10 protein-coding genes and 2 pseudogenes are annotated in these 10,379 nt (G+C 63.4%); 6 read left to right on the top strand and 6 right to left on the bottom strand.

Going from position 1 to position 10,379, the window contains the following annotated elements; all coding sequences use genetic code 11:
- The 3 genes and pseudogenes from VFL62_RS17260 to VFL62_RS17250 all read left to right on the top strand — a co-directional run.
- Positions 1-1,169, top strand: a pseudogene (locus VFL62_RS17260) (hypothetical protein); the annotation flags it as partial.
- A 217-nt stretch (positions 1,170-1,386) separates the two neighbouring features.
- Positions 1,387-2,313 carry a sulfite exporter TauE/SafE family protein gene (locus VFL62_RS17255; protein WP_325173592.1) on the top strand — a complete coding sequence of 309 codons (927 nt, stop codon included), beginning with the start codon at positions 1,387-1,389 and terminating at the stop codon, positions 2,311-2,313.
- A complete protein-coding gene (locus VFL62_RS17250; protein ID WP_325173591.1) occupies positions 2,310-3,101 on the top strand; it encodes a TIGR02186 family protein in 792 nt (263 codons plus the stop codon). Before VFL62_RS17255 ends, VFL62_RS17250 begins: the two co-directional genes overlap by 4 nt.
- Positions 3,102-3,124: 23 nt before the next feature.
- Here VFL62_RS17250 and VFL62_RS17245 read toward each other — a convergent pair whose 3' ends face one another.
- Both VFL62_RS17245 and VFL62_RS17240 read right to left on the bottom strand, forming a co-directional pair.
- Positions 3,125-3,895, bottom strand: coding sequence for an MBL fold metallo-hydrolase (locus VFL62_RS17245; RefSeq protein WP_325173590.1), 771 nt, complete (start codon positions 3,893-3,895; stop codon positions 3,125-3,127).
- Between the two features lie 9 nt (positions 3,896-3,904).
- Positions 3,905-4,831: a DMT family transporter gene (locus VFL62_RS17240; protein ID WP_325173589.1), complete on the bottom strand. Its 927-nt coding sequence runs from the start codon at positions 4,829-4,831 to the stop codon at positions 3,905-3,907.
- A 100-nt stretch (positions 4,832-4,931) separates the two neighbouring features.
- Here VFL62_RS17240 and VFL62_RS17235 point away from each other — a divergent pair, with 100 nt between their 5' ends.
- Both VFL62_RS17235 and VFL62_RS17230 read left to right on the top strand, forming a co-directional pair.
- Complete coding sequence (locus tag VFL62_RS17235; protein ID WP_325173588.1) at positions 4,932-5,795, top strand: LysR family transcriptional regulator; 864 nt, start codon at positions 4,932-4,934, stop codon at positions 5,793-5,795.
- An 844-nt stretch (positions 5,796-6,639) separates the two neighbouring features.
- Positions 6,640-7,407 (top strand): hypothetical protein, encoded by a 768-nt coding sequence (locus VFL62_RS17230; protein WP_325173587.1) that lies wholly within the window; start codon positions 6,640-6,642, stop codon positions 7,405-7,407.
- A 21-nt stretch (positions 7,408-7,428) separates the two neighbouring features.
- On the opposite strand, the gene VFL62_RS17225 is transcribed toward VFL62_RS17230, so the two are convergent.
- Positions 7,429-8,169: an SDR family oxidoreductase gene (locus VFL62_RS17225; protein ID WP_325173586.1), complete on the bottom strand. Its 741-nt coding sequence runs from the start codon at positions 8,167-8,169 to the stop codon at positions 7,429-7,431.
- A 118-nt stretch (positions 8,170-8,287) separates the two neighbouring features.
- Between VFL62_RS17225 and VFL62_RS17220 the strand changes: the two genes are divergently transcribed.
- Positions 8,288-8,494, top strand: coding sequence for a hypothetical protein (locus VFL62_RS17220; RefSeq protein WP_325173585.1), 207 nt, complete (start codon positions 8,288-8,290; stop codon positions 8,492-8,494).
- 37 nt (positions 8,495-8,531) lie between these two features.
- On the opposite strand, the gene VFL62_RS17215 is transcribed toward VFL62_RS17220, so the two are convergent.
- The 3 genes and pseudogenes from VFL62_RS17215 to VFL62_RS17205 all read right to left on the bottom strand — a co-directional run.
- A complete protein-coding gene (locus VFL62_RS17215; RefSeq protein WP_325173584.1) occupies positions 8,532-9,191 on the bottom strand; it encodes a DsbA family protein in 660 nt (219 codons plus the stop codon).
- Between the two features lie 39 nt (positions 9,192-9,230).
- Positions 9,231-10,016: a sulfite exporter TauE/SafE family protein gene (locus VFL62_RS17210; RefSeq protein WP_325173593.1), complete on the bottom strand. Its 786-nt coding sequence runs from the start codon at positions 10,014-10,016 to the stop codon at positions 9,231-9,233.
- 158 nt (positions 10,017-10,174) lie between these two features.
- A pseudogene (locus VFL62_RS17205) lies at positions 10,175-10,379 on the bottom strand (hypothetical protein); the annotation flags it as partial.

The raw sequence follows: 10,379 nt of genomic DNA, 5'->3' as shown, positions 1-10,379 counted from the left end.
CCGCGCAAGGTGCCGGCCAGGCGAAGGGCGCCTCGACCATTACCTCGAAGATCCGCTCGCTCCTGGTCGGCGCCAGCGTCGTGGTGATCGTGCTGGGCTCGTTCAAGATGGCGATGAATTTGCTGGACGGCGGCGCACCTGCGCCCATGCCGGCGGCCGAAAGCTCCTCGGATGTCCCGGCGGTGGCTCCCGCCGGTGGAAGCGCCAGTCCAGGCACGACGGCGCCGATGATGCCGTCGTTGACGTCGCCGACCCCGATCGGACGGCAATCGTTCAACAACGCGACCGGCGACAACGCCGCCTCGATCACCACTCCGCAGGCCCAGGTCTCACCGTCGATCCCGCCTGCCAGCGACGTCACAGGAACGATCCCGCGTTCGTCGGCACCGTCCGGCACCGGCAAACTCGCGATGATCCAGGTCCCGCCGTCCGAAAGGCTGCCCGAAGCGATCGGCGGTCCGGTTCTGCGCGCAGCCGTGCTGAAGGGCGATCCAACCGCGGCCTACGAGGTCGGCGTGCGCTTTGCCGAAGGCAAGGGCGTTGCCACCAACTACGACGAAGCGGCGAAATGGTTCGATCGCGCGGCACAGGCTGGCGTGATTCCGGCGGTCTTCCGCCTCGGCACCTTCTACGAGAAGGGCCTCAGCGTGAAGCGGGACGTCGATATCGCCCGCCGCTATTACATGCAGGCCGCCGAGCGCGGCAACGCCAAGGCGATGCATAACCTTGCCGTACTGGATGCAGATGGCGGCGGCAAAGGCGCGAACTACAAGAGCGCCGCGCAATGGTTCCGCAAGGCCGCCGACCACGGCATCGCCGACAGCCAGTACAATCTCGGCATTCTCTATGCCCGCGGCATCGGCGTCGAGCAGAACCTCGCCGAGTCCTTCAAGTGGTTCAGCCTCGCCGCCGCCCAAGGCGACGTCGATGCCGGCCGCAAGCGCGACGACATCGCCAAGCGCCTCGACGCGCAGTCGCTGGCCGCCGCCAAGCTCGCGATCCAGACCTTCATGCCCGAACCGCAGCCCGACGACGCCGTCAATGTGGCGGCACCCGCGGGCGGATGGGATTCGGCGCCGGCCCCGGCGGCGAACACCAAGCCGGCGATCAGGCCGGCGGTCGCCAAGCGCACCGCGCAAGTGCAGACGCCGCCGGCTGCCGCGCATTAATCCTTATTTTTCACCACGCCGGAAAGTACCGGGCAGCCTCAGACGAAAAAGCCGGCGCATACGGATTCTTTAATCCCTCAGGCCGCTAATTTCGGCTATGCAGGGAGGCGGCCTGAGGGAGCAGATTTGATCTGCGGACCACCAGTGCCGCGCTCCCGATGAAACCAGGCCATGGGCGGTTTCGGCCGGCCTCACGGTCAATTCCGAAACGACGCGCGTGCAGCTCTATCTTCCGATCGCCGACATTCCGGTGAATATCTTTCTGCTGCTGGCCATGGGCGCAGCGGTCGGTTTCGTCTCGGGCATGTTCGGCATCGGCGGCGGCTTCCTGATGACGCCGCTCTTGATCTTCATCGGCATCGCACCGGCCGTTGCGGTCGCCTCCGTCGCCAGCCACATCGCCGCCTCGTCGTTTTCCGGCGCCATTTCGTACTGGCGGCGCCGCGCCATCGACCCGATGCTGGCGCTGGTGCTGTTATGCGGCGGCACCATGGGCACGGCGCTGGGCGTGTGGACCTTCACGCTATTGCGCTCGCTCGGCCAACTCGACCTCATGATCGCACTCTCCTACGTCCTGCTGCTCACGACCGTCGGCGGGCTGATGTTCTGGGAGGGCCTGCGCTCGATGCTGCGCGTCCGGCGCGGCATCACGGTGTCGATGCGCCGCTCCGGCAGCCACGGCTGGGTTCACGGCCTGCCGATCAAGATGCGCTTCAAGCGCTCCAAGATCTACCTGTCCGTGATCCCGGTGGTCGCCGTCGGCCTGATCATCGGTTTCATCGGCGCCATCATGGGGATCGGCGGCGGCTTCATCCTGGTCCCGATCATGATCTATTTCCTGCGGGTGCCGACCTCGACCGTGATCGGAACCTCGATGGTGCTGACACTGGTTACCATGACCTTCGCGACCTTGTTGCACGCCGTCACCAATCATCTGGTCGACGCGGTGCTGGCGCTGATCTTGATGATCGGCGGGGTCACCGGTGCCCAGTTCGGCGCACGTGCCGGGCAGAAGATTCGCGGCGAGCATCTGCGGCTTCTGCTCGGACTCCTGATTCTTGCGGTCGGGATCCGCTTCGCGGTCGAACTCGTCATCCGGCCCGACGATCTCTTCACCATCCGCGAAGCCGGAGGCGCCGCATGAGCGGACGCCGGCTCGCCACCACCGCCGGATTGCTGTTCGCGCTTGGCGCGATCGCGGCCACTTCGCCGGCGCATGCGGAACGGTTGATCGTCTCCGTCTCCAACCACCGTGTGACCGTGACGCCGAATTATTCCGGCGAGGAGCTGGTGCTGTTCGGCTCGGTCGAACGGGACGCCTCGACGCCCGTGAGCCACAACAATTACGATCTCGTCGTCACCGTGATGGGTCCGCGCGCCGACATGGTGACGCGCCGCAAGGAACGCAGGTTCGGCATCTGGATCAACACCGATTACCGCGAGTTCCTGCAGGTGCCGACCTATCTCGCTTTGTTTTCCAACCGCCCGTTCGATGCGATCGCCTCGCCCGAGGTGGAGCGGCGGCAGCAGCTCGGATTGACCAACGTGCTGCTGACCCAGCGGGTCGGAACCGACTACGCCGACGTGGTGCCCAATGACGCCTTCCGCAGCGCTTTCGTCCGGCTGCGCAGCGAGCAAGGGCTCTATCGCGAAGAGACGTCGGCGGTGACATTCCTGACCCCGACCCTGTTCCGCACCGGCATTCCGCTGCCCGCCGCGGTGCCGATCGGGACCTACACGGTCGAGATCAAGCTGTTCTCCGAGGGCGCCTTGATCACACGGACCGAAACCGCCTTCGACATCGTCAAGGTCGGCTTCGAGCAGTTCGTCGCGACGACCGCCCGCCAGGACGGGCTGCTCTATGGCGCGTTCACCGCGTTCATGGCGCTGATGACCGGATGGATGGCCTCGATCGTATTCCGCAAGGATTAGATCGCGACGGATTATCTGGCGCTTTAGCCTGCGAGCGCAACCTCGGTCTTCACCCCGGGCTCCAGAATCCGCAAACGTTGACCGAAACCGAGCGCATCGAATGACATGCGCAGGTCGGCCGCATTCTGCTTGAAGTGCGCCCAGCCATCGGTATGGAGCGGCACGATCACGGCATCCGAAAAGGTGCGTGCGGTCTCGATGGTGTCGTTGACGTCCATCGTGAGGTGGAATGGCCCCCGGGTCTGTGCGGCGCCGGCAAATGGCAGGACGACGCCACACCTGAAACGCCGCGCGACTTCCGCTACGCCATCGTAAAACACGGTGTCGCCGCTGACATAGATCGGAGCTGCGTCCTTCGGCCTCAGCACGAAGCCAATGACGTCGCCCGCGAGCGGCTCGATGCCGGCCGGGCCATGGCGCGCCGGCGTTGCCGTCACGGTCAGCGATCGCCCGTTCTTCTTGAGCTCGACCGAGGCCCAGGGCGCAAGTCCCTCGGCGTTGCCACCGAGGCGTTTGGCGCCGATCTCCGTGGTGAGCACGCGTTTTGCCTTGGGCAAGAAGTGCTTGCCGGACTCGTCGAGATTGTCGGCATGCTGATCGTGGCTGAGCAGTACCGCGTCGATCTCGCCGATCGCCTCCGCGGCCAGCGCGGGTCCGGAGAGTTTTTCGAGTTTCACATGCGGCAATTGGTAGGTGCCGGGCACGTCGAAGGTCGGATCGGTGAGCAGGCGGAAGCCGTTGATTTCGATCAGAGCGGTCGGTCCGCCAATCAATGTGAGCGCAAGCGAGGACATCGATCTCTCCTATCGCGGAACGGGAGATGGAGTGGCCGCTGCCGGCCGTGTCACGAGATAGATACCCATCGCGACCGGGACAATGCCTGCGAGATCGCGGAGCGCAACGTGCTCGCCGAGCACGAGCCAGGCGAATACCATAGCGAGCGGCGGCATCAGAAAGTGATAGGCGCTGGCGGCCGTGGCGCCGCACACCCGCAGCAGGTGGAACCAGATCACATAGGCCAAAACCGAGCCGCCGAGCGTCAGGAAGGCAAACGAGCCCAACAATTGCATGTTCGGCACGATCTCGCTCACGCTGGACAGCGTGAACGCAAACGGGATCAGCACAATACCGGCGGCGAGATTCTGCACGCCGTTGCCGACCCACAAGGAGCCTTTCGGCGCCAGCAGCTTGAACAGAATGGTTCCGACCACGATCGAGGCCAGCGATGCAAAGGTGAAGAGAATGCCGTGCAGGCTGTCGGTGCCGATCGCCAAGCGATGCCAGACGATGAGGCCGACACCGAAGAGGCCCAGCACAAGTCCCGTAATCTTGCGCCAGGTCAGTTGCTCGTTGAGCAGCAGCGCCGCGAATACGGCCGTAAACACCGGATTGGCGCTGACGATCAACCCGCCGATGCCGGCGGAGACGCTCTGCAGGCCGGTGTAGCCAAGACCAAGATAAAGCGCGTTGTTGGCGACGCCGATCAGCGCGAACACCAACGTGTCCCTTAACGACAATGACCAGCGCTCGCCGCGCAACGCGGTGATCCCGAGGATCAAAACTCCGGCCAGCGAAAAACGCGCGGCCAAAAGCATCAGCGGCGGGCAATAGGTGACGGCGGTTTTGCCTGCGACAAAGGCGAAGCTCCAGAGCAGGCAGAACACGACGATGTAAAGCGGCAGCGAATTGAAAGCGGGGCGGGACATTGTGATCGAGGGTGCGAGCGACATCGGAATTCTCCGTCAAGTGGGTCCGATGTAGGCCCTCCCTTGCTATTTGCAAATTAAATATTAAACTTCCATCCAGTGGAAAAACAAATGGACAATTTCCATGCTGGATCTGGAGCTGTTGCGCAGTTTTGTGTCCGTGGTCGATGCCGGCGGTTTCACCCGCGCCGGCGAGCGGGTTCATCGCACGCAGTCCACCGTCAGCCAGCAGATCAAGCGGCTGGAGGACGACGTCGGCCAGCCACTCCTGAACCGCAACGGCAAGGACGTGACGCCGACCGAGGCCGGCGAACGGCTGTTGTCCTATGCGCGGCGGCTGCTGGCGCTCGAGGAAGAGGCCCGCGACGTGCTGGCCCGGCCCAGCAACGAGGGCGCGGTACGGCTCGGCGTGCCGGAAGATTTCGCCGCCTACCGGCTGGCCAAGCTGCTGGCGTCGTTTTCGCGCTCGCATCCCGGCCTGCGGCTGGATGTGCGCGCCGATCAAAGCCTCAATCTGAAGCGTGACCTCGAACACGGCGATCTCGATCTGGCACTGTTCAAGCGCCCCGCCGGAGAAAAGGGCGGCATTGCGGTGTGGCCGGAGCGCGTGCACTGGGTCACCAGCAAGAGCCATCCGGTCGACACCAAGGCAGGCTCGGTGCCCTTGATCGGCTTTCCGCTCGGCTGCCTCTATCGCGCAAGCGCAATCCACGCATTGGAGAGCGAGGGGCGCCCTTGGCACATGGCCTATTCAAGCTCGAGCCTGGCCGGTATTCAGGCGGCGATCGCGGCCGGCATGGGCCTTGGGATTCTTTCGGAGATGTCGATCCAGGCCGATCATCGCGTGCTGACCGCCAAGGACGGCTTTTCGCCGATCGACCGCACCGAGGTGGCGCTGGTCGCCGCGCCCGGTGCCAGCCCGGCCACGCTGCGCCTCGCCGACCGGCTCGCCGAGTTCTGCGACAGCGTTCAGGCCAAGGCGGCTTAGCGTGAGGTGGTGGCCTTTCCGCAAATAGGGTGTCGTCCCTGCGCAGGCAGGGACCCATAACCATCGATGCGTGTCTCATTCAAAGCGGCGGCCACAGCGGTCTCAATGATGCAAATTTGTGGTTACCGGTGCCGGGTCGCGCGTTCGCTTGCCCGGGACGACGTCAATAGTTTCAACTTTCAAACAGCAGATGCATGTCCGCATTCTCACGGCGCGATCTCGCCTGAGTTTTGCCTGGACATCGCCCCCTGAAATATCGAGGGCGCAGGGAAGACCGGGTGCGTAGGCGCACCCGCAGCCTCGCGTGCAGCAAAAGAAAGCACACGAGTTAGTCACCACAGGTTCGCCGGAGTCCCCGGCCTTCCCTGCGCGAGTGGTTTTAACGGGTTCCTTCGTGCTCTCTTTGGTGATCGGGCTTCGTTGTCACCATCCCCAGCGCAACGCGCACGCGTTGTCGCTGTGTTAACGCCAGCGTCGAGGCATCAAGACCACACGACTTCGCCGTCCGCCGTCCCATCGCTCGTCAGTCGATGAGCCCGGCGTCCACCGCATCCCGCGCCCAACGTTCGTGACGATCGCGAAACGCCCCTCTTGATCAGGTGCAGGACGGCGGAATCAGTAGTGCTGCTTCTACCAAACCGAAACGCGAAATATTTTTTCCCAAAGGGCTGGACAGGAATTTCGCTGATTTGCCCGTCGGGCAAATCAGGCGTGGCGACACGCGGCGGCGGTGCGCCGCAAAAGCATCTACACAAACCCCGGCAACAGGGTTCATGATGGGCGCGACAAGCGGAGTGATCCACGCGTGAAGACGGTCAGCAATCGCCGAGCGAGCGCACCAAGAGTGGTTCCCCTGCTGCTGTGCATTTTCGCCGGCTTCGCGATCGTCTGCCTGGGTCTCGTCTATTACGTCGGGGATCTCGCAAAGTATCAGGAGGTGCTTTCGACCCGGGAGGGGCAGAACGCCCTGCGCGGCGCCGCCGATCCCGACCAACTGGATCAGGTGCTGAAAAAATTTCCAACCAACAACGTCGTGAGACTTGTTGCGCTGGCAAAACGGGAGGCGGCGACGCTCGATGCCGCCGCCCGGAAGCGGCTCAATGACGCCGAACCGGCGACTGTTTCGAAAGCGACCGACCTGAGCACGGCCGGCCGCGACGATCTCGAGGTGCTTCGCCGCGATCTGAAGATCGCGGAAAGCAACGCTACGGCTTTCGAGCCGCCCTATCTCGCTTTGGTCAAAGCCGAGCGCGACAAAGCCGAAACCGAAGTGCGTTCACTGAAGGTGGGAAGCGATACCGTGGTCAGGTTCATGGCCATGATCGATGAGCAGAACAAGGAGATCACGGCCTTCGTCTCCAAGCTGCTCGCGGCGCGCCTTGAATATTACGGCGCTTACGGAAAATGCGTCGAGCTGCTGATCAGGGAATTCGGAGTCTACAGGGTGGAGAAGGGTCAATTCGTATTTCCGTTCCAGCGCTCCGCCGAGAGCTATAACCGCGCGGCAGCCGCGATGACGGCCGCCGCCAAGCGCATAGCTGACCTGGAAAGTGAAAGGACAAACCTCAAGCCGGTGCAGTTCGACAGGTGGAAGGCCTTCGCCGACCGCTAGAAGCGGCGCGCTTGGAAATTCCTACACCAGGCCGCCATTGGCCCGCAGCACCTGACCGTTGATCCATCCGCCCTCGGCACCCGCGAGGAAGGACACGACCGAGGCGATATCATCGGTGGTGCCGAGCCGCTCGAGCGGCGGTATCTTCGACATCCGTTCGACCAGCTCCGGCGATTTACCAGTGAGGAACATCTCGGTCGAGACCGGGCCGGGCGCCACGGCGTTGACCGTGATCTGGCGGCCGCGCAGCTCCTTCGAGAGGATCGCGGTCATCGCCTCGACCGCAGCCTTGGTCGCGGTATAGACGGCGTAAGTTTCAAGCTTGGTACCGACCACGCTGGTCGAGAAATTGATGATGCGGCCGCCGTTGCGCAGCCGCCTTGCCGCCTCGCGCATATTGTTGAAGCTTCCCTTGAGATTGATCGCGATCTGTTCGTCGAAAGCGGCGTCCTCGCAGTCGGCGATTTTCGCCAGCTTCATGATGCCGGCATTGTTGACCAGCACATCGACGCCGCCGAACGTCTTTTCGGCGGCCTCAAACATGCCGCGCACCGAGCCGGCGTCGCTCACGTCGGCCTTCACCGCGATGGCCCGCTGGCCGCGCGCTTCGATTTCGCGAACAAGCTTCTCCGCGGGCCCTGCACTCGCGGCATAGTTGACGATAACGGCAAAGCCGTCCGCGGCCAGACGCCCGGCGATCGCGGCGCCGATACCGCGCGCTGCCCCCGTCACAATTGCAACCTTGTTGTTCTTGTCGGCCATGTCATCTCCTCGCAGTCATGTCAGGCGCCTGAAACGCTGGCGCAAAGATAGGTGTTGAAGTCCGCGGAACCAATACCGGCCCGGCTCGTTGTCGCGCCAGCAATTCGGAGGCAAAGCGATGCAGGTCATCCTGGGAATGGTCTTGGGCGCGCTGCTGCTGATCGCCGGCGTCTATATTCATGATTCACAATCGACATCGACGGTCGCAAGCGGTCCGAATGCGGCTTCCGGGCGAACCATCGTCAATTGGGATGTCGCGTCCGCCGACTGGCGCGCGATGAAAGCCCGCGCTCACGAAGACTGGATCAGGCTGTCGTCGCGCTGAGGAAGCGGCTTTGGCATGACATCGGCGGCCGCGGCGGCTATTTTCTGCCGACGGCCGCTTTTCGTGCATCGGAGATCGCCTGGGTAAATTGCGCCATGGTCAGCACGCCAGGCACGCGGAATTTTCCGACAATGAAGGATGGCGTGCCACGGAATTCGAATGCGCTCGCCTGTTCGTTGTTGCGGGCCAATGTGGCGTCGATGGCACTTGCGTTCGCGGCGAGGTCGCGATCGAGCCGGTCCATGTCGATGCCGCCGCCGGCGAGCGCCTCGCGAATCTTGGCCTCCGTCAGCTTTGAATTGACCGATATCAGCGCGTCGTGCGCCTCGACGAACTTGTTCTGAAATTTGCTTGCCTGCGCCATCCGCGCGGCCGTCACCGACATCGGCCCCAGGATCGGCCAGTCTTTCCAGATCAGCCGTATTTTTCCGTCGTCGTGGACGACCTGTTGCAGTTCGGGATCGACCTTGCGGCAATACGGGCATTGATAGTCGAAATATTCGATGATCGAGATGTCGCCGGACGCATTTCCTGCCACCGGAATATCCGGGTCGCGCAGCACCAGCGCTTCGGTCAGGACCTGTTCGGTCTCGGCGCGCGCGGCCAGGGGTGCGATGCCGAGCGCAGCAGCCGATGCGCCGAGCGAACGCAACAGGCGGCGCCGGCTGAGCGCGATGGAATCCCAGGTAAATTTCATTGGCTGTCTCCGGCCGCCTCTCTTCATTTGACGTCTGATCTACGACCAGAATGCGAACACGTTACGTGTAAGCATATAGAGGGCCACGAGTACAATCACAGAGGCGAACACGATATTGAGCGCCCCGCGCTGCGCCGAGAGCGAGCGCGCCAGGCCAGTGCCGATCAGGCCGCCGGCCAGTCCGCCGGCAACGAACAGCCCCGCCAGTTGCCATGAAACCAGCCCCGACCAGGCATAGCTTGCGGCGGTGGACAGGCCAAACGCCGTCACCGCGACCAGCGACGAGCTCACCGCGTTGATGATCGGCATGCCCGTTGCGAGCATCAAGGCCGGCACGATCAGAAAGCCGCCGCCGATGCCGAAGAAGCCGGATAGCACCCCGGTGACAAGGCCGAGGCCGAGGATCGCCGGCATGTTGTCCCGGCTGATCTGCACGTCGGGCACGCCGGCACGGCTACGTGTCTTGAGCATCAGCACGGCAATGACGAGCATCAACAGCGCGAACAGCATCAGCAGTTTGCGGCCATCGAGCAGCTTGCCGAAAATCGAGCCAACCAGCGCGCCGGCAATGCCAGCCGCCGCAAAGGGGATGGCGCATGACCAGCGCACGGTGCCGCCACGGGCATGGTTGAACAGATTGATCGCCGCGTTGGTTGCGACGGCGATCGCGCTGGTTCCGATCGCAATATGGGCATCGGCAACGCCGACCACATACACCATCAGCGGCACGGCCAGGATCGAGCCGCCGCCACCGATCAGGCCGAGCGAAAAGCCGACCAGCGCTCCCGATGCGATACCGAGACCAGCTTGCATCGCGGAGATGATCAACAGCACGCTCCTTGGCGGAACAGGCCTCTCGACGGCCCGGGAGAGGTTCTGTTAGCGCAGCGGCAAGGTCGCCGCCAGTGCCAGCGGCAGCATGTTGGGCGTGCATTCAGCGTGATTGCGATTGACGTCCGACTTGGGAAAAACCGGCGCTGCTGTCATCCCTTCAATCGGATGATGCACTCCGCGTAATAGCCGCCATCCTTCTCGATCCACACCAAGCCGCCATTGGCGTTGGTTGCCTTGTTGGCGGTGAATTGATCAGCGCAGGTCTTGGTGCGGGCCTTGTCGAGATCTTTTTCGCTTTCGTATTTTGGCGCGATCGCGGTCGGGAATACCGCCGTGGTCTCGTGCCTTCCGCAC

Source organism: Bradyrhizobium sp. (assembly GCF_035701725.1).
Classification (GTDB): domain Bacteria; phylum Pseudomonadota; class Alphaproteobacteria; order Rhizobiales; family Xanthobacteraceae; genus Bradyrhizobium.
The sequence above is the reverse complement of the archived record's forward strand: the minus strand, read 5'-3'. Positions and strand labels throughout refer to the sequence as shown.

Bases quoted from the DNA above. Each gene is read 5' to 3' on its own strand.
- VFL62_RS17250 (WP_325173591.1), top strand. From the start codon at position 2,310: ATGAGCGGACGCCGGCTCGCCACCACCGCCGGATTGCTGTTCGCGCTT.
- VFL62_RS17245 (WP_325173590.1), bottom strand. From the start codon at position 3,895: ATGTCCTCGCTTGCGCTCACATTGATTGGCGGACCGACCGCTCTGATC.
- VFL62_RS17240 (WP_325173589.1), bottom strand. From the start codon at position 4,831: ATGTCGCTCGCACCCTCGATCACAATGTCCCGCCCCGCTTTCAATTCG.
- VFL62_RS17235 (WP_325173588.1), top strand. From the start codon at position 4,932: ATGCTGGATCTGGAGCTGTTGCGCAGTTTTGTGTCCGTGGTCGATGCC.
- VFL62_RS17225 (WP_325173586.1), bottom strand. From the start codon at position 8,169: ATGGCCGACAAGAACAACAAGGTTGCAATTGTGACGGGGGCAGCGCGC.
- VFL62_RS17220 (WP_325173585.1), top strand. From the start codon at position 8,288: ATGCAGGTCATCCTGGGAATGGTCTTGGGCGCGCTGCTGCTGATCGCC.
- VFL62_RS17215 (WP_325173584.1), bottom strand. From the start codon at position 9,191: ATGAAATTTACCTGGGATTCCATCGCGCTCAGCCGGCGCCGCCTGTTG.